At 69.0% G+C, this 24,108-nt stretch carries 24 protein-coding genes; 12 read left to right on the top strand and 12 right to left on the bottom strand.

Translation table 11 applies throughout. The annotated features are described in order from the left end of the window. Positions 1-45: 45 nt before the first annotated feature. Entirely contained in the window at positions 46-1,287 is a 1,242-nt protein-coding gene (locus ACFYTS_RS07795; RefSeq protein WP_387302184.1) for a saccharopine dehydrogenase family protein, read from the top strand. A gap of 13 nt (positions 1,288-1,300) precedes the next feature. Here the strand turns inward: ACFYTS_RS07795 and ACFYTS_RS07790 are convergent, their stop codons facing one another. Further along, a complete protein-coding gene (locus tag ACFYTS_RS07790; protein WP_387302182.1) occupies positions 1,301-2,257 on the bottom strand; it encodes a hypothetical protein in 957 nt (318 codons plus the stop codon). 82 nt (positions 2,258-2,339) lie between these two features. On the opposite strand from ACFYTS_RS07790, the gene ACFYTS_RS07785 reads away from it, so the two are divergent. Further along, positions 2,340-2,963: a TetR/AcrR family transcriptional regulator gene (locus tag ACFYTS_RS07785; protein ID WP_387302180.1), complete on the top strand. Its 624-nt coding sequence runs from the start codon at positions 2,340-2,342 to the stop codon at positions 2,961-2,963. A gap of 6 nt (positions 2,964-2,969) precedes the next feature. On the opposite strand, the gene ACFYTS_RS07780 is transcribed toward ACFYTS_RS07785, so the two are convergent. Further along, positions 2,970-3,518: a TetR/AcrR family transcriptional regulator gene (locus ACFYTS_RS07780; protein WP_357281934.1), complete on the bottom strand. Its 549-nt coding sequence runs from the start codon at positions 3,516-3,518 to the stop codon at positions 2,970-2,972. Positions 3,519-3,649: 131 nt separating this feature from the next. On the opposite strand from ACFYTS_RS07780, the gene ACFYTS_RS07775 reads away from it, so the two are divergent. The 5 genes from ACFYTS_RS07775 (at position 3,650) to ACFYTS_RS07755 (ending at position 7,780) form a co-directional block, all read left to right on the top strand. Beyond that, complete coding sequence (locus tag ACFYTS_RS07775) at positions 3,650-4,585, top strand: esterase/lipase family protein (RefSeq protein WP_387302178.1); 936 nt, start codon at positions 3,650-3,652, stop codon at positions 4,583-4,585. 125 nt (positions 4,586-4,710) lie between these two features. Further along, positions 4,711-5,418 carry an ESX secretion-associated protein EspG gene (locus tag ACFYTS_RS07770; RefSeq protein WP_387302176.1) on the top strand — a complete coding sequence of 236 codons (708 nt, stop codon included), beginning with the start codon at positions 4,711-4,713 and terminating at the stop codon, positions 5,416-5,418. A 49-nt stretch (positions 5,419-5,467) separates the two neighbouring features. Then, complete coding sequence (locus tag ACFYTS_RS07765; RefSeq protein WP_387302175.1) at positions 5,468-6,319, top strand: polyphosphate kinase 2 family protein; 852 nt, start codon at positions 5,468-5,470, stop codon at positions 6,317-6,319. Between the two features lie 88 nt (positions 6,320-6,407). Continuing rightward, positions 6,408-7,214, top strand: a complete 807-nt coding sequence (locus ACFYTS_RS07760) for a DsbA family protein (RefSeq protein ID WP_387302173.1) — start codon at positions 6,408-6,410, stop codon at positions 7,212-7,214. Continuing rightward, positions 7,214-7,780, top strand: coding sequence for a vitamin K epoxide reductase family protein (locus ACFYTS_RS07755; protein WP_357281942.1), 567 nt, complete (start codon positions 7,214-7,216; stop codon positions 7,778-7,780). The genes ACFYTS_RS07760 and ACFYTS_RS07755 overlap by 1 nt, the downstream gene beginning before the upstream one ends. Before the next feature lie 10 nt (positions 7,781-7,790). On the opposite strand, the gene ACFYTS_RS07750 is transcribed toward ACFYTS_RS07755, so the two are convergent. Both ACFYTS_RS07750 and ACFYTS_RS07745 read right to left on the bottom strand, forming a co-directional pair. Further along, the gene (locus ACFYTS_RS07750) at positions 7,791-8,903 is read right to left on the bottom strand and encodes a S1C family serine protease (RefSeq protein ID WP_387302171.1); all 1,113 of its coding nucleotides are present in this window, start codon (positions 8,901-8,903) and stop codon (positions 7,791-7,793) included. Positions 8,904-8,967: 64 nt separating this feature from the next. Further along, complete coding sequence (locus tag ACFYTS_RS07745) at positions 8,968-9,705, bottom strand: ZIP family metal transporter (protein ID WP_357281945.1); 738 nt, start codon at positions 9,703-9,705, stop codon at positions 8,968-8,970. A gap of 106 nt (positions 9,706-9,811) precedes the next feature. On the opposite strand from ACFYTS_RS07745, the gene ACFYTS_RS07740 reads away from it, so the two are divergent. Next, positions 9,812-10,864, top strand: coding sequence for an NAD(P)-dependent alcohol dehydrogenase (locus ACFYTS_RS07740; protein ID WP_357281947.1), 1,053 nt, complete (start codon positions 9,812-9,814; stop codon positions 10,862-10,864). Between the two features lie 64 nt (positions 10,865-10,928). On the opposite strand, the gene ACFYTS_RS07735 is transcribed toward ACFYTS_RS07740, so the two are convergent. The 6 genes from ACFYTS_RS07735 to aceA all read right to left on the bottom strand — a co-directional run bounded on the left by ACFYTS_RS07735 (position 10,929) and on the right by aceA (position 17,585). Continuing rightward, a complete protein-coding gene (locus ACFYTS_RS07735; protein ID WP_357281948.1) occupies positions 10,929-11,120 on the bottom strand; it encodes an antitoxin in 192 nt (63 codons plus the stop codon). Positions 11,121-11,195: 75 nt separating this feature from the next. Further along, positions 11,196-11,576 (bottom strand): VOC family protein, encoded by a 381-nt coding sequence (locus tag ACFYTS_RS07730; RefSeq protein ID WP_387302169.1) that lies wholly within the window; start codon positions 11,574-11,576, stop codon positions 11,196-11,198. 109 nt (positions 11,577-11,685) lie between these two features. Continuing rightward, complete coding sequence (locus tag ACFYTS_RS07725; RefSeq protein WP_357281950.1) at positions 11,686-12,390, bottom strand: WYL domain-containing protein; 705 nt, start codon at positions 12,388-12,390, stop codon at positions 11,686-11,688. A gap of 166 nt (positions 12,391-12,556) precedes the next feature. Beyond that, entirely contained in the window at positions 12,557-14,872 is a 2,316-nt protein-coding gene (gene metE, locus ACFYTS_RS07720) for a 5-methyltetrahydropteroyltriglutamate--homocysteine S-methyltransferase (RefSeq protein WP_387302167.1), read from the bottom strand. Between the two features lie 147 nt (positions 14,873-15,019). Then, complete coding sequence (locus ACFYTS_RS07715) at positions 15,020-15,892, bottom strand: 3-hydroxybutyryl-CoA dehydrogenase (RefSeq protein ID WP_357281953.1); 873 nt, start codon at positions 15,890-15,892, stop codon at positions 15,020-15,022. Between the two features lie 403 nt (positions 15,893-16,295). Continuing rightward, positions 16,296-17,585 carry an isocitrate lyase gene (gene aceA / locus ACFYTS_RS07710; protein ID WP_357281955.1) on the bottom strand — a complete coding sequence of 430 codons (1,290 nt, stop codon included), beginning with the start codon at positions 17,583-17,585 and terminating at the stop codon, positions 16,296-16,298. Between the two features lie 517 nt (positions 17,586-18,102). On the opposite strand from aceA, the gene ACFYTS_RS07705 reads away from it, so the two are divergent. Further along, positions 18,103-18,582, top strand: a complete 480-nt coding sequence (locus tag ACFYTS_RS07705; RefSeq protein ID WP_387302164.1) for a DUF1772 domain-containing protein — start codon at positions 18,103-18,105, stop codon at positions 18,580-18,582. 76 nt (positions 18,583-18,658) lie between these two features. Here ACFYTS_RS07705 and ACFYTS_RS07700 read toward each other — a convergent pair whose 3' ends face one another. Both ACFYTS_RS07700 and ACFYTS_RS07695 read right to left on the bottom strand, forming a co-directional pair. Next, positions 18,659-18,871 carry a hypothetical protein gene (locus tag ACFYTS_RS07700; protein ID WP_357281958.1) on the bottom strand — a complete coding sequence of 71 codons (213 nt, stop codon included), beginning with the start codon at positions 18,869-18,871 and terminating at the stop codon, positions 18,659-18,661. Beyond that, positions 18,868-19,302, bottom strand: a complete 435-nt coding sequence (locus ACFYTS_RS07695) for a hypothetical protein (protein ID WP_387302162.1) — start codon at positions 19,300-19,302, stop codon at positions 18,868-18,870. The genes ACFYTS_RS07700 and ACFYTS_RS07695 overlap by 4 nt, the downstream gene beginning before the upstream one ends. A 275-nt stretch (positions 19,303-19,577) precedes the next feature. On the opposite strand from ACFYTS_RS07695, the gene ACFYTS_RS07690 reads away from it, so the two are divergent. From ACFYTS_RS07690 to ACFYTS_RS07680, 3 genes are all read left to right on the top strand, one after another. After that, on the top strand, positions 19,578-22,190 hold the full coding sequence (locus tag ACFYTS_RS07690; protein WP_387302160.1) for a tetratricopeptide repeat protein: 2,613 nt from the start codon (positions 19,578-19,580) through the stop codon (positions 22,188-22,190). 181 nt (positions 22,191-22,371) lie between these two features. Continuing rightward, on the top strand, positions 22,372-23,064 hold the full coding sequence (locus ACFYTS_RS07685) for an NTP transferase domain-containing protein (RefSeq protein ID WP_387302840.1): 693 nt from the start codon (positions 22,372-22,374) through the stop codon (positions 23,062-23,064). A 13-nt stretch (positions 23,065-23,077) separates the two neighbouring features. Beyond that, positions 23,078-24,103: an XdhC family protein gene (locus ACFYTS_RS07680; protein WP_357281964.1), complete on the top strand. Its 1,026-nt coding sequence runs from the start codon at positions 23,078-23,080 to the stop codon at positions 24,101-24,103. Positions 24,104-24,108: the final 5 nt, after the last annotated feature.

Below are 24,108 nucleotides of genomic sequence, written 5' to 3'. Positions count from 1 at the left end.
GGCCGGCCTTCGCCCCCGAACCAACGAAACGGATTGGTGAGACCTGTGGCCGCAAGGGAATTCGACATCGCGTTATTCGGGGCGACCGGCTTCGTGGGCAAGCTGACCGCGCACTATCTCGTGGAGGCGGCGCCCGCGGGCGCGCGCATCGCGCTGGCGGGCCGCTCGCTGGAGAAGCTGGCCGCCGTTCGCGCGGAACTCGGCCCGCTCGCCGCGGAATGGCCGCTGGTGCAGGCGGATTCGACGGATCAGGAGAGCTTGAACGCGCTGGCGGCGCGGACCAAGGTGGTCGTCACCACCGTGGGTCCGTACCTGCGCTACGGGTTCCCATTGGTCCAGGCGTGCGCGGAGAACGGCACGCACTACGCCGATCTCACCGGTGAGGCGCTGTTCATCCGCGACTGCATCGACCGGTTCGGCGACAAGGCCGCCGAGACCGGCGCGAAGATCGTGAATTCCTGCGGCTTCGACTCGATTCCGTCGGATCTGAGCGTGTACCAGCTGTACAAGCGCAGTGTCGCCGACAACACGGGCGAGCTCACCGACGTCACCCTGGTGGCCTTCCTCAAGGGCGGGATGAGCGGTGGCACCATCGACTCGATCCGTGCGCTCGTCGAGGCGGTCGCCGAGGAGCCCGCCAAAGCATCGGTCATGGCGCACCCCTACTCGCTGAGCCCCGACAAGTCGATGGACCCCGACGTCGGCCGTCAGTCCGACCAGGCCCTCTCGCGAGCCTCGGACATCGATCCGAGCCTGGACGGCTGGGTGGCGACCTTCATCATGGGCGCGCACAACACCAAGATCGTGCGCCGCTCGAACGGTCTGCTGGGCTGGCCCTACGGCAAGAACTTCCGCTACAAGGAGGTCATGAGCGCCGGATCGTCGGCCGCCTCTCCCCTGGTAGCCGCCGGTATCGCGGGCGGCATCGTCGCCACCATGGCGACCGGTGCGGTGCTGTCGCGAGTGCCGCTGGGCCGCAAGCTGATCGACCGCATCGTGCCCGCACCGGGCACCGGACCGGACGAGAAGGCCCGGCGCAACGGCTGGTTCACCATGCGAACCTTCGCTCACACCACCTCCGGCGCGAAGTACAAGTGCACCTTCGCCGGTAAGGGCGACCCGGGTTACCAGGCCACCGCGGTGATGCTCGGCCAGGCCGGACTCTGCCTGGCCTTCGACGACCTGCCGGAGCTGGCGGGCATCCTCACCCCCGCCTCGGCCATGGGTGACGCGCTGACCGAGCGGCTGCGCGCCGCCGACATCACCATCGAGGTCACTCCCGCCTGACCAGACTCGGCGGTCACGCCGGGGCGCTGTACTTCGCGATCAGCTCGCGATATTTCTCGAAGGCGGGCTTCGGCGTGTAATCCGAACGCAGGAGCCCGAATTCGAGGTTCATATCGCCCTGATCGCTGTACGAATCACGGAGGCCGAAGTGCTCGTAGGTGGTGATGCCGAGCTCGTCGGCCAGGCCGTCGACGAGTTCGACCATGGTCTCGAGCACCTCGGCCTGCCGCGCGCAGGACCGTCCCGGCCCGGTGGCCCAGCCGTTTTCGCTGATGTGGATGGGTGTCGTGGCGGGTATGCCCGCGGCGGCGAGGCTGTCGCGCCGGAAGCCCGTCATCACCGCCGTGGCAGCGGCTTCCAGCTCCGAGGCCGGTAGCGGCCGGAAGACGTCGGGGAAGAAGTCCAGCCCGACATAGTCGAGCGCGTCGGCGAATTCGCGCCCGCCCAGGCGGCCGAGGTCCGTCCAGTACTGCTGCCCCGGATCGAAGGCCGGTGCCGCGTTGCAGCCGACGCGCACCGCGAGGCCGAGTCGATCCACCTCGGCCCGAGCAGCCAGCACTCCTTCGACCACGGCCCGCCGGACCAGCGGAAAGTCGCCGTTGCCGCCGGGGCCGGCGTGGTTGGGCTCCTGTGCGATCTGCAGCGAGGACAGCACCGGACCGTGCTCGCGAATCTGCTGGCGCAGGAACGCGAGCCAGCCGGTCAAGGTGTCGCCGGGCTCGTGGAAACACACCACCAGATCGAGGGTTCGATGTGCCCCGGCGTACTGCCACGGCCGCGGCGGGGCCTCCTGGAATCCACCGCGCGCGTCGCTGTACAGGACGTATCCGCGCACCACGAATGGGTGCTCGCCGTGTAGTTCGTCGAGGGCGGCCGCGATGCGGTCGGCCCGTTCCGGCGGTCCGGGGGTGACATTGCCGTACTGGTCGCCGCCGAGCCCGCCCGCGTAGATGCCGAATCTGAGCGTCATGGCTCCGACCGTACCGTTAATTTTGGTGTCACACTATTTTTAGTGTCACACCTATACTGGCCGCGACCGGAAGGAGCGATCGTTGGCACTGCGCGAGGAGAAGAAGCGCGCCACCCGGACCGCACTGGCCGACGCGGCCATGGCGCTGTTCGCGGAGAAGGGGTTCGACAAGGTCACCGTGGCGGAGGTCGCGCGGGCGGCGAACGTGTCGGTCAATACCGCGTTCAACTACTTCCCGACCAAGGAGGACCTGTTCTTCGACCGTCAGGACGAGGTCGTGGACCGGCTCGCGGCGGCGGTACGGGATCGCGAACCGGGCGAGTCGGCCGCGGCGGCGGTGCGGCGTTCCTTCCTCGACCGGGTGGGCCGCGACGATCCGACGCTCGGCCTCGCGCCCGCCGCCACCACCTTCTGGCAGCTGATCGACGACAGCCCGGCACTGCAAGCACGCTTGCGGCGGCTCGGCGAGCAGACGGAGAACACGCTTGCCGAGGCGCTGGCCGAGGCCGCCGGCGCCGAGACGGACGACCCCGTTCCGCGGCTCGTCGCGGCCGCTCTCGCGGGCCTCGATCGCGCACTGCACGCCGAGATCCGCCGAGCCGTCCTGGCGGGCACGGCCCCGGAGACGGTGCGGGCCATGGCGATTCGAGCGGCCACCGACGGATTCGATGCGGCCGTGACGGGCCTCGCCGACAGCGAGCGGTGAGTCGGGTCAGCCCGGGACGCGGTCGATCAGTGCGGTGAGCGCGGCGCGGAGGTCGGGGCGGGCCGCGCCGGAATACAGTTCGGCCAGTGCGATTTCGGCGACCATGGCGATCACCAGGTGCGCCACCGCGGGTGGGTTTCCCCAGCCCAGTGCTTCGATATCGGGGGCGATCATGACGGCCACGAGGTGATTGCGGGCCGTCACCTCGTCGAGCAGGTCGGCGTCGGTACGGGATTGAGCCAGGAAGGCTTTCGTGCCACGAGTCGCGAGGCAGGCGTCCAGGTACGCGGCGAGGCCGGCGTGGAGACGAGCCGGACCCGGCTCCAGGTCGCCGATGGCGGCGAGGACCAGGGTGGTCAGCTCGTCATGGTAGCGGCGATGCAGAGCCACCACGTAGCTGCGGCGGTCCGGGAAGTGGTGGTAGAAGGTGCCTTTCGCCATCCCCGCCGCCCGCACGACAGCGTTCACGGACAGTCCGGCCAGGCCCGCGCGGGCGGCCACGTCGGACCCCGCGTCGAGCAGGGCGTTGCGGCCGGGTTCCGCTGGTCGTGGCATGGCCGAAATCCTTTCCTGGGCCGAGGCTTTCCCCGAGGGTACATCGCGGGCTAGTCTATGACCGACCGGTCGGTCATGCCCGGCGCGCTGGGGGCGCCGGGCGTACGACCGCACGAACACCGGGAGCACCCATGTCGCGATCGGCCACCGGCCGTCTCAGCCTCGCCGCCTTGTTCACCGCGGGCCTGTGCGCCGCTGCCCTCCCGGGCACGGCCGCCGCCGACCAACCCGATCCGTCCTACAGCTATTTCGGCGGGCTGGCCGCCGAGCTCACCGCGCCGGGGCAGCCGCCGCCCGGCGCGAACGACTGGTCCTGCGCACCGACCGCGGCGCACCCGAATCCGGTCGTCCTGCTGCACGGATTGGGCAATGACACCGTCGGCTGGAACACCCTCTCGCCGGTGCTCGTGAACGCCGGGTACTGCGTATTCACCACGACCTACGGCACGGGCGCGCTCGGACCGATCATGGGCGCGGTGACGCCGGTCGAGACCAGCGCCCGGCAGATCTCCGACTTCATCGACCGGGTGCGCGCCGAAACCGGTTCGGACAAGGTCGATCTCGTCGGCCATTCGATGGGCGGCGCGGTCCCCTTCTACGTCCTGAACCACCTCGGCGCGGCTCCGAAGATCGACCACTACGTGGCGCTGGCCGCGCCACTGCACGGCTCGACGGTCAGCGGTCTGGCTGATCTGCAACCGCTGCTCGAATCCACCGCACCCGGAATGGAATTGGCGGCGCAGTGCGGCCCCTGCCAGCTGTCGCCCGGTTCACGGGTCGCGGTGGACCTGAACCCGGACCCGGCCATCGCCCCGGCGATCCGGTTCACCACGGTCGTGTCCCGCTACGACGAGATCGCCACCCCCTGGACCACCGGCCTGCTCGACGGCCCGAACGTCGACAATGTGGTGCTGCAGGACCTGTGCGCGACCGACTACACCGAGCACTTCGAACTGCCCGCCGATCCGGTGGCGGTGCGGGTGGTTCTCAATGCCCTCGATCCCGAACACGCTCGGCCGGTGTCCTGCACGGTCGTGCTGCCGTTCGCGGGACCGCCGGTCCGATAGAAATCCTCCGCCCGAATGCGACAGGTCACGAACTGCGCTCGAGCGTGACGGCCAGCACCCGCAGAATCTCTCCGGTAGGGTCGCGGGCGGGACGGAGGTGGTTACCGAGAAAGGGGGTCGGCCACGTGAAATGGATCCTGACCCCGGACGAGTTCGCGATCATCTGGACCCGCGAAACCGATCTGGAACGCCGTCCCTACCCGCTCGACACGAGCCCCGCGCCAACCGAGAACCCCGGCGGCGCATCGCGATTCGGCCCACTGGCGCTGGGCGCGCCGATGCCGCGCCACCTGCGTCGCACCGATCCGGACCTGGCCGCCGCCCTGGCGCTGTGCGCCCGCACCGACACCACGACGGTCACCCTCTACGGCGAACGCACCGCCCTGCCCGGCGCCCGGCGCATTCTCGCGTTCGCGGCGGTGGGCCAGCAGCGGGCCGGGATCCTGGTCTCGATGCCGGACGCGGTGACCGTATCCCTGTGTCCGGCCGAGCATCTGGGCCGGGAACTGGTGGAGATCATCGGATCCGCGCCGCCCGGACGGCTGGAAACGCTGCGGGAACCCCAGCAGGCCGTGCTGTATCCCGACGCCGCCGGAGCCGGGGAGGAAGCGGATCGCTTCCGCCGCAAGCTGCGCGAGCCCGTGGACGGCCGCGGCTTCATCACCGTCTCGGTGGAACCGGCGAATCCGCTCTCGCCGCCGACCCGGCATCGCACCTGGCTCGACTTCTCCGGCGACGGCCGCTACCTGCTCACCACGGCCGCCGATCTCACGCTGACCCCGGTGACCGACGAGGAACTGGCCGCCCAGCTGGTGCACCTGGCCCGGGTCTGATTCGGCGCGGTTGCCTGCGGGGAACCACGCCGCGTGCTACGCATGACGAATGGCGAAGGCGACATCCTGGTCCAAACCGGTCACCAAGGCGCTACGCGCCGACGGCATCTCGGTCGCGGACCTGAATCCGTCCGCGACTCCGGGCTTCAAGGGCGACAAGCGTGCCGGTGAGGCCCTGCTCGAGGAGCGCCGCGCGGTGCTGTCGGATCTGCAGGAGAAGCTCTACGCCAACGGCCGCTCCGGCGACACCCGCAGTGTGCTGCTGGTGCTGCAGGGCATGGACACCGCGGGCAAGGGCGGCATCGTCCGGCACGTGATCGGCTCGGTCGACCCGCAGGGCGTGGACCACGCGGCCTTCGGGGTGCCGACCGCCGAGGAGCGCAAACACCACTACCTGTGGCGGATCCGCAAGCAGCTGCCGCGCGGCGGGCAGCTCGGGGTGTTCGACCGCTCGCACTACGAGGACGTGCTGGTGGTGCGGGTGCACGAGCTGGTCCCGCCGGAGGTGTGGGGCAAGCGCTACGACGAGATCAACAAGTTCGAGCGCAAACTGGTCGACGACGGCACCACCGTGGTGAAGGTCGCCATGTTCGTCTCCCTCGACGAGCAGAAGAAGCGGCTCATGCAGCGGCTGGACCGCCCAGACAAGTACTGGAAGTTCAACCCCGCCGACATCGACGAGCGTGGCTACTGGCCGCAGTACCAAGAGGCGTACCAGGCGGTCCTGGACCGCACCAACACCGACTACGCCCCCTGGTACGTGCTGCCCTGCGACTCCAAGTGGTACGCCCGCCTGGCCGTCACCGAACTGCTGATCGACGCCCTGCAGGGCCTGAAACTCGACTGGCCGCCCGCCGGCTTCGATATCGAGGAGCAGAAGAAACGCCTCGCGCGGGCGTGATCCCCGTCCCCCGCACGCCCGCTTGCTGGTTTCTCTCAGGTTCGCGGGTGAAGATGGGCCCGCACATGTCGTGACTACGGAAGGTGTGGTGAGCGCAGAGGTGAGCAACAAACCGGGTCGGAATCCGCTGGCGCAGGCGGCCAAGGCCGACCGCAACCGCAGGATCCTCATTCAAGTGGCGGTGGCCGTCGTCCTACTCGGCCTGATCGCCGGCATCGGCATCACCTTGGCGACGCGCAAGCACAACGACGACAAGGCCGCCGAGGGCTCGAACACGTTCCACTGGAATGCCGAGCAGGCCGCGCTGGTGCCGCCGAATCTCACCCCCGAGGGCGCGATCCGGATCGACAACGCCGCCGCCCCCGCGCCCGCGGGCAAGCAGAAGGTGTCCGTGCGCGTGGTCGCCGACGTGCAGTGCCCCGCGTGCAACATGTTCGAGAAGGCCAATGCCGACGCGCTGGTCAAGGCGGTCCAGAGCGGCCAGGCGGTGGTGGACTACAACATCATCACCTTCCTCGACCGCGCCTCCAACGGCAATCAGTACTCCACCCGCGGGGCGGCGGCCGCCTACGTGATGTACGAGGCCGACCCGTCGAAGTTCCAGGCCTGGCTGTCCGCCATGTACGAGCACCAGCCCAAGGAGGGCGGCAACGGCATGAGCGACGACCAGCTCATCAAGATCGCCAAGGACTCCGGGTACACCGATCCGGCCGTGGCCCAGGCAATCAAGGACGGCAAGTACACCACCTGGGTGCAGCAGCAGACCGACAAGGTCTTCGCCACCGGCGTGAAGTCCACTCCGACGGTGTACGTGAACGGCACCCCGGTGTCCGACAGCCAGGCCCTCATGTCGTCCGGCGGCATGACCTCGGTGATCGAGAACGCGAGCAAGTGATGATCTCCGCTGGACCCCGATCGGCGTGGCCGCTGCTGCTGGCCGCGCTGATCGGCTGGGGGGCCTCGGTCACGCTGCTGGTCGAGAAGTTCAAGTCGCTGACCGAACCCGGCTATCGGCCGTTGTGCACCATCGACTCGACGCTGTCGTGCTCCACGGTGATGGCGGACAAGACCGCGTCGCTGTTCGGATTCCCCAATCCGATCATCGGCGTGGTGGGTTTCTCGGTGTTCGTGACCATCGGAGTGCTGCTGGTCTGCGGAATCTCGTTGCCGCGCTGGTTCGTCGGCGGCATGTGGGCCGGTCTGCTGGCGGGCGTGGCGGCCATCGGCTGGCTGGTCTGGGACGCCACTTTCCAGATCCACGCGCTGTGCCCGTGGTGCATGGTGGTGTGGGCGGTGACCCCGGCCATGTTCGCCATCGTGACCGAACTGCTGTTCGGCCGGTCCCGCGGCGTCGCGCAGATCATCGCGGAGTGGCGGTGGACGCTGGTCGCCGTGTTCTACGCGGTGGTCATCCTGATCGTGTACGTCCAGTTCCAGTCGTACTGGAACAGCAAGTTCTGATCGGCCGGGACTAGTTCGGCGGGCCGACGGTGAGGGACACGCTCACCGTCCGGCGCGCCCCACCCGGTTCGCTGATCTCGAGCCGCACCACATCGTCCGGTTTATGGGCGTTGAGTGCGGCTTTCAGCATTTGTGAGCCCGTGATGGGCCGGTCGTCGAGGGCGGTGATGACCTCTCCGTCGGCGAGCCCGGCCTCGTAGGCGGGCAGTCCGTAGATGGCGACGTCGATGCGCGCGCCCGCCGGCGCCCCCGACTGCGCGGACGGCTGCGCGTCGGAGGTGAGGATGCCGAGCGTGGCGGTGGGGCCGATGTGCACGGTGTCGGTCGATGTGCCGGAACGGATCTGGCGGACCACGCCCATGGCGGTGTCGATGGGGACCGCGTAGCCGTTGGGCCCCTTGCCCACCGCCTTCGCCGCCTCGCCGGAGGCGGCGGTGACGACCCCGATCACCGAGCCGTAGCGGTCCACCAGCGCGCCGCCGGACTGCCCGGCGGCGACCGCGGCCGCGACCTCGATCATGCCGCGCAACGACTTCCGCGTCAGGTCGGCCGAATTACGCGCCACGATGGACGAATCCAGATTGGTGATGGGCCCGCCCACCGCGGTCGGCGATCCGGTGCCGCCGGCATTGCCGATGGCCAGCACGTCGTCGCCCACGTGCAGCGGGGCGGAACTGCCGATCCGGGCGACCGGCAGACCGCCCGCGCCCTGCAGATCCAGCAGCGCGATGTCGGCCATGGCGTCGTAGCCGGCCACGGTGGCGGTGTAGACCGCGCCGGTGCCGACATCCGAGACCGTCACGGTGTCAGCGCCTTTGATGACGTGATGACTGGTCAGCACCTCCCCCTCGGCGCTGAGCACGATGCCGGACCCGGCCGCGCCCATGCCGTAGGGGCGGATCCCCGCGGTGATGTTCACCAGCGCCGGTTCCGCGACCCGCGCCACCAGGGTGACGTTCAGCGGAGGCAGCGGCGGGCCGGTCAGACCGGCGGTGACGTAGGTGTCGCCGAAGGGCCAGCGGGGCAGTTCACCGCGGTAGCCGAGGAATCCGGTGATGCCGAGCACGACCACCACGAACAGCGCGAACACCCGGCCGCCGCCACCGCGTCTGTCGCTGTCCACGGACCCTCCCGATTGCGGTTCGCCCGCCGGCTCGAGCAAGCGTCTCTACCGGTGTACCAGCATTTCAATGACTCAGCGCCACAACGCCCAATATGAAAAGCACACCGGCCAGTGTGCATACCAACGGTCCGCGGGCGGGTTTGCCCGCGTGCGCCTCGGGCAGGATATCGGCCGTGGCGAGGTAGAGCAGGAAGCCCGCGAAATAACCCAGGAACAGTCCGACCAGTCCGGACGGAACCTTGACCACCGTACCGATCACCGCACCGATCACCGGGGCCACGGCATCGAGCCCGAGCATGATCAGGCCACGCTTGCGGGCATTGCCGTACAGCGTGGCCAGGGTGAAAGTGTTGAATCCGTCCGCGAAGTCGTGGCAGATCACCGCGATGGCCACCGCCACGCCCGTCGCCGCGCCCGCCTGGAAGCCGAAACCGATACTGAGGCCGTCGAGGGTGCTGTGGAACACCAGCCCGCCCGCGGCCAGCAAACCCAGCGAACTGAAGTCGTGATTGTGCTGGTGCGCCCCGAATTCGTCCTCGTGGCCGGTGTGGATGGCCATCGACCGCTCGATCACGTGCACGGTGAAGAAACCGATCACCGCGGCCAGCAGCGGCACCGGAACGCCGAGCGCCTCGCTGTCGTCCAGTTCGAGAGCCTCGGGCATCAGATCGAAGGCCACCACGCCGAGCATGACTCCCGCCGCCAGCCCCAGCACCAGTCGCTTGCGCTCGCCGATCCGCACGGCCAGCAGGCCGCCGACCAGGGTCGAGCAGAACGACAGGAACGACAGCAGAATCGCCATTCCGCCAGCATGCCGACCGATTGCGGGCCCATCGGCGCGGCACGCCGGGGTGGGAAATCGGACGAAAGGTTTGAGCTCCGGGGGATGCGGGAGTAGGCATGACTCCATGAGCACCGCTACCGCCTATGCCGTGAACGCCCCGGACGGGTCCTTCGAGAAGGTCGCCATCGAGCGCCGCGAACTCGGACCCCACGACGTGCTGATCGACGTGAAGTACGCGGGCATCTGCCACTCCGACATCCACACCGCCCGCAACGAATGGCGTGGGACCGCCTACCCGTGCGTGCCCGGCCACGAGATCGCCGGAATCGTGGCCGCCGTCGGCTCCGAAGTGACCCGGCACCGGGTCGGCGACCGGGTCGGCGTGGGCTGTCTGGTCGACTCGTGCGGCGAGTGCGAGCCCTGCGTGGCCGGGGAACAGCAGTACTGCACCCGGGCCGCGGTCTGGACCTACAACTCCCCCGTGCCCGCCGAACAGCAGGCGGGCGGGCGGACCCTGGGCGGCTACTCCACGCAGATCGTGGTGACCGAGGGCTTCGTGCTGTCCATTCCCGAGGGCATCGGGCTGGATGTGGCCGCGCCGCTGCTGTGCGCGGGCATCACCCTGTTCTCACCGCTGCGGCACTGGAACGCCGGGCCGGGCAAACGGGTCGCCATCATCGGCATGGGCGGGCTCGGGCACATCGGCGTGAAGATCGCCGCGGCCATGGGCGCGGAGGTGACCGTGCTCAGCCACTCGATGTCCAAGCAGGACGATGGCCGCCGGTTCGGCGCGCACCACTACTACGCCACCGGTGACCGCGCCACCTTCAAGCAGCTGCGCGGCAGCTTCGACCTGATCATCAACACCGTGTCCGCGGACCTGCCGATCGAGGACTACCTCAAGCTGTTGCGCCTGGACGGCAGCCTGGTGGCGCTCGGCCTGCCCGACAAGCCCTACAGTGTGCGGGCCTCGGCGCTGTCCGGCTTCCGGCGCTCACTGTCCGGCTCGATGATCGGCGGTATCGCGCAAACCCAGGAGATGCTGGACTTCTGCGCCGAGCACGGCATCGGCGCGGAGATCGAGGTCATCCCCGCTGACCGCATCGACGACGCCTACGAGCGCGTGATCGCCTCCGACGTGCGCTACCGCTTCGTCATCGACGCCGCCACCATGTGACGCCGCGGGGTATTTCGCACCGGCCGCTGCGAAATGCCCCGGGCCGCACGTCATGCACCGACGGCTACTGGCCCGACTGCTCGCGCAGGGCCTGCTTGGCGGCGTCCTGCACCTTGTCCACCGCGCCGGCGAACTTGCCGTCGGTCTGCTGGTCCAGCGCGTCGCCGGCCTTGTCGATCAACGGCTCCAGCTTGTCGGCGTGCTGACCCGCCAGCTCCGCCGCCTTGCCCGCCGCGTCCTTCAACTGATCGAACATGCCCACGATCCACACTCCTGTCTCGAAACAACGTCCAGGACAGGCTATCTCCGCGACGGGCGGGACCGGCGCCGCTCAGTTCGCGGGCGGCGGGCTGAAGACGCCGAAGCGGTTGCCGGAGGTGTCGAGCAGTTCGGCGAAGACCAGGCCGTTGTTGGCGGTCATGGGCTGCAGGAACACCTTGCCGCCCTGCTTCTCGGCCGCGGCCAGGGTCGCGGCGACGTCCTGGACCAGCACATAGAAGATGGCGTGATTGGCCGAGGCGTCGTCGACGTGCGCGAGGCCGCCGGCGGGCATCTCGTTGCCCGGGTAGGTGATGAGGTCGTAGCCGCTGTCCTGGTCGGGGTCCTGCGCGAAGTTCCAGCCGAACAGGCCGTTGTAGAAGGTCTTCACCGAGTCGGGCTGGTCGCTGCCGACCTGGAACCAGGCGACGGTGTTGAAGGGCGGGGTGGTCATGGCTGTCTCCTGTGCGGTCGTCGTGGATTCTTGTGCCCCACCACGATCTCGCCGCCCGGCGACAACCCCCTGTCGGTGTTTCCCGATCTTTCGTCGGTGTTTCCCGGGCCTAGCCGAGCGAGATCATCCGGATCTCGTGCACCGGTTCGGCCGGGCTGCACGTCTCGATGGACCGCTCCGGCCCGATCCGCTCGGTCAGTTCGATCGCCTTCATCCGGTCGAGCCGGAAATTGCGCGGTTCGTCGCGCAGCAGGCACCAGCCCAGCAGGTACCAGCCCCGGCCGCCGTGCAGCAGGGCCACCGGTTCCACCTCGCGCTCACTGAGCACGCCCGCCCGATCCAGGTATTCGATGCGCAGCACCCGCCGCGCCACCACGGCCTGCTCCACCTCGGGCGGCACCGGCATGGGCGCGACCGCCTCGGGTGATTCCAGCAGCCGCACACGCAGCGCCAATTGCCTTGCGGCGGCGGCGTTCTGGGCGGACATGGCGGCCAGGATCTTGCGCAGCGCACTGCGCCCCGCGTCGGCGAACGGACCGCCGTCGGCGCGCGCCACCGCGACGGCCAGCGCCACCGCCTCGGCCGCGGTGAAGTTGAGCGGCGGCAGCGACATGCTCTTCTCCAGCGCGTACCCGCCCCGCCGCCCCACATCGGCGTAGATGGGGACCCCCGACTGCTGGAGCGCGCTGATATCCCGCTCGACCGTGCGGACGCTCACCCCGTGCCGCGCGGCGAGTTCCCGTGCGGTGCGCAGGCGCGGCGACACCGCCCGCAACTCCTCGACGATCGCGTAGAGCCGGTCCGTGCGGTTCACGCCCACACCGTAGCGAGGCCCACCGACAATTCCGGGAGACCGCGAACCTACTTCCCCTGCTGGTCCGGCGGCATCCGATCGCCCTTCCGGTCGTCGGCGGCGAACACGCGGAACCCCGGTCCGATCGGTGGATCGAACCGGGGTCCGGGGTGAGAACGCTACGGCCTCAGGCGGTTTCGCCCGCGGCCGCTTCCGCGCGGCGGCGGACGCGACGGGCGGCGGCCACCATATTGCGCAGCGACGGATCCAGCTGCCAGTGGTGGCGGGTCTTGAGACCGCCGTCCGGGTTGGCCCACAGCCGTTCCGGGCTGACGGCCTCGGCGGCCGCGGTGAGCAGCTCGTCCAGTTCGTCGATGTCCGGGATCCGCGCGGACCGTGATTCGTAGACGCCGGGCCCGACGCCGTGGGTGAGGCCGCGGCCCTCGGCGCAGTCCTCCTTCAACGCCTCCAGCACCCATTCGATGGAGCGGGTGGCGACGATGGCGGTGACGTCGGCGTCGAGTTCCTCGATGGCCGCCACCACGTCGCCGCGGCTGGAATAGCCGATGTGCGTGTGGATCTGGGTCTCGGGCTTGATCCCGGAGGTGGCCAGCTTGAACGCGCCGACCGCCCAGCGCAGGTACTCGGCCTGCCCCTTCTTGCGCAGCGGCAGCAGCTCGCGGATGGACGGCTCGTCCACCTGGATGATGGCGATGCCGGCCTTCTCCAGGTCCACGACCTCGTCGCGGATGGCCAGCGCCACCTGGTCGGCGGTCTCGTAGAGCGGCTGGTCCTGACGCACGAAGGAGCGGGCCAGCATGGTGACCGGCCCGGTGACCATGCCCTTGACCGGCTTGTCGGTGAGCGACTGCGCGTACGCGGTCCACGACACCGACATGGGTTCGGGGCGGGCCACGTCGCCGTACACGATCGGCGGCCGCACGCAGCGGGAGCCGTACACCTGCACCCAGCCGAAGTGGGTGGTGGCCATGCCGTCCAGCTGTTCGGCGAAGAACTGGATCATGTCGTTGCGCTCGTGCTCGCCGTGCACCAGCACATCCAGGCCGATGTCCTCCTGCAACCGGATGGTGGACTCGATCTCGGCTTCGATGCGCTTGCGGTACTCGTCGAACGACAAACGGCCCTGACCGAGGTCGTGACGCGCCTGCCGGGCGGTCGGGGTCTGCGGGAACGAGCCCAGCGTGGTGGCGGGCACCAGCGGCAGCTGAAGTTTGGCCTGCTGCGCCAGCTTTCGCGTCTCGTACGGTTCGCGCACCCGCATCTGCGGGGTCACGGCGTAGACGCGCTGACGCACCGCGTGCTTCTGTTTGAAGTGCACCGAGGTCGGCTTCTTGCGCCACTTCTCCGAGGGCCCCTCGGTCAGCGCCTTGGCCAGCGAGACCACTTCCAGCACCTTCTGCTTGGCGAAGGCGAGACGGTCGGCGACATTGCCCTCCAGCTCGTATTCGCGCAGCACGTCGTAGGGCACGTGCAGCAGCGAGGCGCCGGTGGACACCACCATGTCGGGGCAGACCTGGGCGAGCGCGTTGAGGTATTCCAGCGTCACGTACCGGTCGGCGCGCCACACATTGGTGCCGCTGATGACGCCGGCGTAGAGCCGCTTGCGCTTGATGCCGGGGATGGCGGCCAGGTCCTCGGGCCGGATCCGGTAGCTGGCCAGGTCCAGGCCGATGGCCTCGACCGCAGTGCGGCACAGGATTTCGGTGGCCTCACCGAAATCGCCGTACGCGCCGGTGACCAGCATGCGCGGGCGCAGCGGGGCCTTGGACAGCCGCTGGTAGGTCTTCTCGAACAGCTCCATGGTGGAGGGCGAGCGGTCGCTGGTGAAACAGGGCTCGTCGAGCTGCACGCAGGTGGCGCCGCGCTTGGCCAGCACCTCGAACAGTTCCTCGTACACCGGTAGCAGCTTGTCGAGCAGCACCAGCTTGTCGAATTCGGTCTCGCCGGGCACGTGTCCGGTCTTGGACAGCAGCAGCAGCGACAGCGGGCCGAGCACCACCGGACGCAGCTCGATGCCCGCGGCCTTGGCGCGGTCGAATTCGTCGAGCAGCGCTTCGGGGTGCAGTGAGAACTCGGTGTCGGGCTCGAGTTCCGGCTGCCGGTAGTGGTACGGCGTGTTCAGCAGCTTGACCAGCTCGAGCGGAGGCAGATCGGGCCGGCCGCGAGCCATCAGGAAGTAGAAGTCCAACGGGTCCAGGCCGTCCCGGAAGGGCTCGAACCGCTGCGGGACCGCGCCGAAGAGCAGCGCGTTGTCGAGAATGTGGTCGTAGAAGGAGAAGATGTTGCCGGGGACCTGGGTCAACCCGGTGGCTGCCAGCTCCAGATACTGACTCTCCTGAATCTCGCGCCCGACCGCGAGCAGTTCGTCACGGGAAAGCGTGCCGTGCCAATACGACTCGAGTGCACGCTTGAGTTCGCGGTGTTGCCCGATCCGCGGGTAACCCAGAATGCTGGACCCGAATCCGTCGGCGACGTTGACCATGAGAAGGACACTCCTTCCGAGCTGCGGGCCGGAATCGACCTGTTTGCAGCTTATGCCCGGTGAAGGTGGACGCCGCCACATGCCCGGCGACGCGCACCTGGGTAAAAAAGGCGCGGCGCTCTCGCGAGCGCCGCGCGACTTTCTATCTCAAGCGCGGTTGTACTGGTAGAAGCCCGCTCCGGCCTTCTTACCGAGGAGACCCGCCTCGACCATGCGCATCAGCAGCGGCGGCGCGCTGTAGAGCGGCTCCTTGAACTCCGAGTACATGGAGTCGGCGATGGACTTCACGGTGTCGAGGCCGACCAGGTCGGTCAGCGCCAGCGGGCCCATCGGGTGGGCACAGCCCAGCACCATGGCCTTGTCGACGTCTTCCTTGGTGGCGAAACCGGATTCGACCATCCGGATGGCCGAGAGCAGGTAGGGCACCAGCAGCGCGTTGACCACGAAACCGGAGCGGTCGGCGGAGCGCACGACCTGCTTGCCCAGCACGTCGGCGGCGAACTGCTCGGCCCGCTTGGTGACGGTCTCGGTGGTCTTGAGGGTGGTGACCAGCTCGACGAGCGGCAGCACCGGCACCGGGTTGAAGAAGTGCATGCCGACCACCCGCTCCGGGTTGTTGGTCGCCACGGCGATCTTCATGATCGGAATGGAGGAGGTGTTGGAGGCCAGTACCGCGTTGGGGTCGGTGACGACCTTGTCGAGTTCGCTGAAGATCGCGGTCTTCACGTCCTCGTTCTCCACGACGGCCTCGACCACCAGCTGGCGGTCGGCGAAGTCGCCGAGGTCACTGGTGAAGCGCAGCCGCCAGGCGGCCTGCTCGCGCTCGCGCTCGGTGATCTTGCCACTGGACACGCCGCGGTCCAGCGACCGCAGGATGCGGGCGCGACCGGCGGCGGCCAATTCACGGGTCTGCTCGAAGACGAGCACATCGACGTGTGCCCGGGCGCAAACCTCGGCGATGCCGGCGCCCATCTGTCCCGCGCCGATAATGCCGACGCGCTGAATCTTTTCGCTGCTCACGTCCCGCTCCGTTCCGCCTCCCCGCAACTTTTGCGGGCGGCTGAGTGCCGTTGCCACTTCTGCATCCGTGCCTGCGTCGAGTGCCGAACCAATTTCGGTCGTACCCGGTGAGTTACCCCGACCGTTACGAAATCAGTTGTCTCGTATCGAACGCCGCCAGTTCGGCCGTCGTAGCTGTGGATGAAGGCGTCGTATAACTGAACGACCCTGCGCCTTCTTAAGGTCTTGTGCAAAAACGCTATAGGAAAATGCCCTCCCCGCCGGGGCTGTCGACGGGAAGGGCGGGTGAACACCCGCCGGGAGGGGCTTGCCATCCCTCCCGACGGGGTTCGGGGTTCCCGGGGCGGCGGAGGTTGTGATGCGACTACCGCCCCGGGCACAGGTTCTCAGAACCTGTTGTGGCTCAGTGGAACTGGCCCTCTTCGGTCGAGCCCTTCAGCGCAGCGGTGCTGGTGTTGGGGTCGACGGTGGTGGCGATGGTGTCGAAGTAGCCGGCGCCGACCTCACGCTGGTGCTTGACGGCGGTGAAGCCACGCTCGGCGGCGGCCTTGAACTCGCGCTCCTGCAGGTCGACGAACGCGGTCATGCCCTCGCGGGCGTAGCCGTGCGCCAGGTCGAACATGCCGTAGTTCAGCGAGTGGAAGCCGGCCAGGGTGATGAACTGGAACTTGAAGCCCATGGCGCCCAGCTCACGCTGGAACTTCGCGATGGTGGCGTCGTCCAGGTGCGCCTTCCAGTTGAAGGACGGCGAGCAGTTGTAGGCCAGCAGCTGGTCCGGGAACTCGCTGCGAACCGACTCGGCGAACTTGCGCGCGACCTCGAGGTCCGGCACGCCGGTCTCCATCCAGATGAGGTCGGCGTACGGGGCGTAGGCCTTGGCACGCGCGATGCAGGGCTCGATGCCGTTCTTGGTGCCGAAGAAGCCCTCGGCGGTGCGGGTGCCGTCCAGGAACTCGCGGTCGCGCTCGTCCACATCGGAGGTGATGAGGGTGGCGGCCTCGGCGTCGGTGCGGGCGATGATCACCGACGGCACGTCGGCGACGTCGGCGGCCAGACGCGCGGAGGTCAGGGTGCGGATGTGCTGCTGGGTGGGGATCAGCACCTTGCCGCCCAGGTGGCCACACTTCTTCTCGGAGGCCAGCTGGTCCTCCCAGTGCACGCCGGCCGCGCCGGAGGCGATCATGGCCTTCTGCAGCTCGTAGGCGTTCAGCGCGCCACCGAAGCCGGCCTCGGCGTCGGCGACGATCGGGGCCAGCCAGTTGGCGACCGAGGTGTCACCCTCGACCTTGGCGATCTCGTCGGCGCGCAGCAGCGCGTTGTTGATGCGACGCACCACGGCCGGAACCGAGTTGGCCGGGTACAGCGACTGGTCCGGGTAGGTGTGGCCGGAGAGGTTCGCGTCACCGGCGACCTGCCAACCGGACAGGTAGATGGCCTTGAGGCCCGCGCGGACCTGCTGCACGGCCTGGTTACCGGTGAGGGCGCCCAGGGAGTTGATGTAGTCCTCGTTGTTGACGAGATCCCACAGGATCTCGGCACCACGGCGGGCGAGGGTGTGCTCCTCGACGACGGTGCCCTGCAGCTTCACGACCTGCTCGGCGGTGTAGTTGCGGGTGATGCCCTTCCAGCGGGGGTTGGTGTCCCAATCCTGCTGGATCTCCGCAGCGGTCTTCGGGGTGCCGACCTTCGACATCTCTGACTCCACTTCTTCGTTCGGTCTCGGTAGCCCCGCCGGTCGAATTCCCCGGGGGGATGTTCGACCACTGCTGGAGCGGCAATTTGCAGACTTGCTAGGCCCGCGAGGTGTACTTCCACACGATGGCACAGGAAAAAATGTCCGTCTACCTGTTGCAAGTGTGAATCCCCGCTAGCTTTCACCGGCATCTTGCTAAGCCTGCAAAATTTGCCTGTTAATAGCAGCGGTGGAATCTACTTGCCAGTAGCGCTGACGTGCAGTTTTGCATAACGCCCGTACTGTTTGGGTGATGCGGGCCACCGGTGCATGACGCGCCGATGGCCGTCCAGATGTGAGCACCTTCACAACACAGTGTGATCTTGGTTGTTGTGAGGCATGCCACCGGGGTCCGATTTCCAAACCGTTCGGTCGACCGGGGAACAAGTTTCTAGCAACGCTAGACAATCTAGCCAGAGCGTTGTTATCGTTGCTTCAGTTCCTAGCGTCGCTAGATTCAAGCCGAAAGAGGCCCCCGATGTTCATCCTGACCGGCCAGATCCTCGCCGCCCTCGCGATCCTCGCCAATGCCGTCGTCTACGGAACCGACTGGTCCGTCGCCCTCATTACCCGGTCCGTCTACCGCGACCACCTCGACGACGCGACCGTGACGATCAGCGCCGGCTGGGGCCACTACTACGGCGACAAGCGCATGCCGATCTTCGGCGCCGGCGGCGTCATCACCGCCGTCCTCACCCTCGGCTGCGCGGTCGCCGCCGGGCAGACCGCCGCCGCGGTCGCCGCCGGACTCGCGCTCGCGGCCCTCCTCACCTGGCTGGCCTGCTACGTCCTCATCGCCAAGCCGATCAACACCGCGCAGACCGCGGCCGCGCGGACCGGCGTCATCCCCGCCGATGCCCGTGCGCTGCAGGACAAGTGGGACAGCATCCTCAATGCGCGGGTCGCCCTGCAGACCGTCGCCCTGTCCGGCCTGATCGCCGCCCTGGCCCTGTTCTGACCGCCGCCCCACCCGGCAATCCGCGAGGCCCCGCACCGAATCCGGTGCGGGGCCTCGTGTTTCCGGCGGGCACCCCTCAGCCCGTCGACGGCTCGACGAGCGCCACGGGCGGCGGGGTGGGCGGCGGGCCGGGCTCGGTGGAGACCCGGGTCCCACAACTGGTCGCCACCACGAGCATGACCGTGACGGCGAACGCCAGCACCGCGGCGCAGCCGATGGCGAACCACCCGGCATGGATCCGGCGCGGGAACGGCACGTACATGCCGAGCCCGCCGATATGGATGATCATCGGATTGCCTCCCGCCCCGGCCGATTCCGGACACCGGTCGCCGCCTCTCGGGACCCCGGGGACCAGGGGCGGCATCGCGCGATCGGCCGCCGCGTCCGCGTTTCGGCCTCCTCACACGGCTCCGCCTCCACGTCACCGCCGGTGTCACGCAGGGCGAGCAGGCACATGGCCTCGGTGAGGCCGAGCCCGATCAGCGCGGCGTGCAGGGTCGCGGCTTCCGCGTCGAATTCCCCTGTGGGCCCGGGCAATCCGAGCAGAATCAACTCTGCGAGCCGGACACCCGCCAGGGCTTGTTCCCTGGTCAGCCGCCGCGTCGTGGGCAGGTACGAGAGCACCCACCGGCCCCGTCCCCGCTCGGGCACATCCACCCGGAACGCCACCTCGTGAGCGACGTCCGAGGTGATCAGCCACTCGTTCTCCCATACGGCCATCCCGATCCTCCGTTCCACTCGGACCCGCCCCGTCCCGGCATTGCCCGACGCTTCCATTGGACCGTCCGCGAGCCGCCGTCCCCGTACCGCGATGTCCCGCCGTTTCTTCCCGGCCCGAACCGGCTCCGACCTGCGCCGAGCGCGGGCCCCGGCCCGGAAGTTTCCCGCCCGGCCCCGGATTTCTTCGCTACCGTCGAGAGCGAATACAGCTGTCCGCCAAGCGAATACGCCCGGTGCACCGATTGCCGGGCGATGGCGGGCGAGGAGGTGCCCCGATGGACTCGACCGCCGCTTCCTCGCAGGAGATCGCCCGGCTCGGCCGTTCGCTGCGGGCGCTCGGTCTGAGCGAGCAGACCTTGGTGGAGCCGCTGGCCGTCGAGCTGATGCGGCGGGGGCTGCGGCCGCGGACGGCGTGGCGCAAGGCCAACGGCCTCAATCAGCGGCAGGCCGCGGAGCGGTTCAATCAGCTCGCTCCCCTGGTGGATCCGGACGGCCATCGGGAGCCGCGGATGAAGAACAGCCGTCTGTGCGAGATCGAGAAGTGGCCCGCCCGCACACCGGAGGGGTACGGCTATCGGGCGCCCGCGCTGCACACGCTGGAGTTGCTCGCGCTGGTGTACCACACCACCTGGGATCGGCTGGTCGACGTCGAGGATCTGGCGCACCTGTCGCCGGACGATCGCCGCGCCTATCAGGCCACGCGGGAACGCCTGGGGCTCAACCGGACCGGGGCCGGGCAGTTGTACGTGCCGACGGCGGATTCGACGACCTTCATCGGCCGCCGCCATCCTATGGAGGAGATGCGCCGCCGGGTGGACCTGCACTTCCTGGGCGACTCCCGCGCGCAGTTGATCACGGGTGTCGCCGGGGTGGGCAAGACCGCCTTCACCCGGCAGCTGGTCGCCAAGTTCGCGGACCGCTTTCCGGACGGCGCGGTGTGGCTGGGGATGCGCAGTCACGATCGGGAGGCGGGCGCGAACACCGCGTCCCGCCTGCTGGCGGCGGGCCTGAGTCAGCTGGGGGTGCGGCCGCCACTGCGGGCCGATCAGGGCCGGTTGGCGCAGCTGTGGCGGCGGGAGACCGCGGGGCGGCGGCTGCTCGTGGTGTTCGACGATGTGCTGGAGAGCAAGCAGATCCGGCCGCTGCTGCCGCAGTCGCCGAGCTGCTTCGTGGTGATCACCAGTCGGCGGCCGCTGACCGGCATGGTGCGGGTCAATCAGCTGGAGCTGGAGCCGCTGGGCCCGGACGAGGCCGAGGAGATGCTGGCCACGCTGGGCAATCTGGGCGCGGGCTACGACTCCGCGGCGGCCCGCCGGATCGTGGAGGTGGCGGGCGGGCTGCCGCTGCCGATCCGCTTGGTGGCGGGCCGGATCAGCCGCCGGCCCGGACTATTGGCGGACCTGCGTGACGACCTCGACGCCCTGAGCACCCTGGTGACGCTGCCCGCGACCGGGCCGAGCGTGGGTATGTGCCCGGCAGAACTGATCCTCGACAAGTTCTCCGCCGAGGACGAGTCCATGCGCGACGCCTTCGCCCTCTCGTACGCCCGGCTCCGCGACGAGGAGGCGCGGCACGCGGTGCGCCTGCTCGGCTGGTTCCCGAGTTCGACGGTGTCCTCCGATGATTTCGCGGCCATGGCGCAGGCCGAGGACTCGGCCGCGAAACGCCTGCTGCAGCGGGTCTTCGAGGACGGGATGATCGATCAGCTCGCCAGCCGTCCGGGTCATCAGCGGTATCGGATGCACAATCTGCTGCACCTCTACGCCCGCTGCCGGGCCGACGCGGAGAGCCTGCCCGGCGAGCACGGGGCCGCGCTGGGCCGCCTGCTCGGGCACTATCTGGAGACGGCGAGCGGCATCGGAAAACCGCGTCCCTTCGATACCGTGCATCCGCACGCCGGGCGTGACTTCCGGAATCCGAACATGGCCGTCATGCAGGCCCGGCTGTGGTTCGAGGAGCGGCTGGGCACGATGCTGGCGTGCGCCCGCACCGCCGAACGCACCTCGGACACCGCGCGGTTCGCCGATCTGCTGGCCGGGCAGCTCGCCACCCTGGGCTATCTGACCGAGAGCCGCAGCATGTTCGAGCTCGCCACCTCGATCAATCACGCCATCGGCGACCGGACCGCGGAATGCGACGCCTGGTACGGCCTCGGCCACCTGCTCAAGACGGTGCGCGAATACTCCAGGGCAGCAGTTTGTTTCGAGCACGCCCGGCGGCTGGCCGAGGACATCGGCGATCATGCCCGCACCGCCCGCGCCCTGCTCTGGCATGCCGCCGCGCTGCGGCACCAGGATCGCCGCGATGCCGCCCGCGACGCGGTCCGGCAGGTCCTGCGCATCGCGCATTCGCTCGGTGACCTGCACCTGGAGTGCGACGCCCTGCGCGAGCTCGGCCATATCGAGCGGCTCAGCGAGCGATACGCCGCGGGCGACGAGTACTACCACCGGGCGCACGCCATCGCCCGGCGGATCGGGGACGGCTACTGCGAGGGCTGGTCGGTGTGGGGACTGGGCGGGATCGCGGGTCTGCGCGGCGATCTGGACGAAGCCTGGACGCTGTTCGAGGAGGCGTACCGGATCAGCAAGGAGATCCCGGACACCCTGCTCCAGATCGACACCCTGCGCGGTTTCGGCCACATCCACCGCAACCGCGGCGAATTCGACGCCGCCCGCATCAAATACGAGGAGTCGCGCGCTCTCACCCGCGGCATGTCCGACGCGGGCGGTGAGGCGGCCGCGTGGTGGGCGCTCGGCGAGCTCGAACGCCGCGCCGACAACCCGGCCCTGGCGCAGGTCTATCTGGAGAAGGCCCGCACGCTCTGCGAGGGCATCGACCCCGCCCGCCTGCTGAAGGTCCAGCAGACGCTGACCGCGCTCGGCTCGTGACCGCGCGGCTCATCGGTGCGGCCCGCACCGTCCCATCTGGTCCGATGTGCGGCGGGCCGGTCGGGCTACCCTTCCGGTCGCTTGGCCAGCGAACCTGCGCGGGCCGGATTACCCTGCTCGCGTGAGTCCCGAACGCTGCGATGGAATTCTGCTCGCGGCCGGTGCCGGTCGGCGATATGGCATGCCGAAAGTGCTGGCCGAGGGTGGCGCGTGGCTGCGCGGGGCGGTGCGGGCACTGCGGGACGGCGGCTGCGACCGGGTCGTCGTGGTGCTGGGCGCGACCGGGCCCGCGTATCGAGCCGCAAACGGCGGCTGGCTGGTGTCGCAAACTTCGGGCATAGCGATACCCGAAGGCGTGCAACCCATTTGGGCCGAGGACTGGGACCTCGGGCTGAGCGCGTCTACCCGCGCGGGCCTGGCGGCGGCAGCCGCGCCCGGGATCACCACGCGCTTCACCGGGACCGGTGAATCCACGGAGCCAGCAGGTCATCCCGCGGATTCAACAGTTGCGTCGCAGACTGTCGCGGCAGGGAATACCCCGCCGGGGAATGCGGATGTCGGCGCAGCCCGCTCCCCCGCCGAGTTCGTGGCGATCATGCCGGTGGACACGCCGGACGTCGGCCCCGAGGTGGTGGCGCGGGTGATCGCGGCGGCGCGGGCGAGCGAGAGCCGGGTGGCGCGAGCGTTCTTCGGATCGGCCCCGGGTCATCCGGTGGTGCTGGGGCGCGCGCACTGGGCGGGGGTCCGCGCGAGCGCGGAGGGAAATTCGGGGGCGGGCACTTATTTACGAGAACGAGCGGATATGGTGTGCGTCACGTGCGATGACCTCGCTACGGGGATCGATCGGGATTATCCGGCGGGCAGCGCACTGTGAGCGGGAGCATGTGATGCGGGAAATCATCGACGACCTTCTTCGGGTATGGCACAGCGGGCGGACCGGAGGGTTGGCCACTCTCGTTCGGGCACAGGGCGCGACGCCGGTGCCGATCGGTTCGGCCATGGTGGTGGACGCCGACGGCCGGGCCTTCGGATCCATCTCGGCGGGCTGCGCCGAGGCCGCCGCGTACGAGGCTGCCGCGGAATCGGCGCGCACCGGCCGGCGCGGGTTGCAGCGGTTCGGTCCGGGCAGCGGCCTGGACGCCCAGATGGACTGCGTCGGCACCCTCGACGTCTTCACGGAACCGTTCTCGCGCAGGCACTTTCCGGAATTCCCGGATATCGCGGCGGATATCGAGGCGCAGCGTCAGGTCACCCTGTTCACCGTGGTCTGGCACTCCGATCCGGATGTGATCGGGCAGCACCTCATCACCGACCGCAAGCACGGCACCGAGCTGGTCTCGCTCCCCGACTCCGACGTCTTCGTGTCCTCGTTCGCCCGCCCGCCGCATCTGATCCTGGTGGGGGCCAATGCCTTCGCGAGCGCGCTGGCCACCCAGGCCCGGCTGCTCGGCTACCGGATCACCATCGTCGACGCCCGCCCGACCTTCGCCAACTCGACCGCCTATCCCGGCTGCGAGGTGGTGGTCGACTGGCCGCACCGCTATCTCAACACCCTGGCCTCGGCCGGTGAGATCGATCGCGACACCGCCATGGTGGTGCTCTCGCACGACCCGAAGTTCGAAATCCCTTTGCTCACCGTCGCTTTGCGACTACCCGAGCTGGGGTATCTGGCTGCCCTGGGTACCTCGGCGTCGCATGCGCATCGGCTGGAGGCCCTGCAGGCGGGCGGTTTCAGCGACGAGACCCTGTCCCGCCTGCACTCCCCGGCGGGCCTGGACGTGGGGGCGCGCACCCCGGCCGAGACCGCCGTCTCGATCGCCGCGGAACTGCTGGCGGTGCGCAACGGCAGGTCGGCGGAGCCGCTGTCCACCTCGCCGGGTGGGGGCCGGCGGCACGTGCAACTGGCCCGCTGACCCCC

The sequence above is a fragment of the Nocardia sp. NPDC004151 genome (assembly GCF_042874235.1).
GTDB lineage: Bacteria > Actinomycetota > Actinomycetes > Mycobacteriales > Mycobacteriaceae > Nocardia.
The sequence above is the reverse complement of the archived record's forward strand: the minus strand, read 5'-3'. Positions and strand labels throughout refer to the sequence as shown.